General features: G+C 42.7%; 1 pseudogene. It reads left to right on the forward strand.

The annotated features are described in order from the left end of the window. Nucleotides 1-56: 56 nt before the first annotated feature. A pseudogene (locus Afil_RS10935) lies at nucleotides 57-255 on the forward strand (hypothetical protein); the annotation flags it as partial.

The following is a 255-nucleotide window of genomic DNA, read 5'->3' on the forward strand; positions in this document are numbered from 1 at the left end:
GGTCATTTAATGGTATAATAATGATAGAATTACACTATACAAAAAAGGAGCCGAAAATGTCTGTCCCAGCTGATATCCGGGCCGTCGCCCGTCCCAAAAATACGATTGTTTACGCTTATGGAAAAAACAAAGATCGATACGCTGTCAAACAGCGAGTCGGCTGTATTCGCAAGAATGGCCATTGTTATCCAGTCGATGGTCCTACTATCGGCCACATCATTAATGGCAAATTCGTACCTCTTGAAGAACCGACTT

The sequence above is a fragment of the Allobaculum fili genome, from assembly GCF_020969955.1.
Classification (GTDB): Bacteria; Bacillota_I; Bacilli_A; order Erysipelotrichales; family Erysipelotrichaceae; genus Allobaculum; species Allobaculum fili.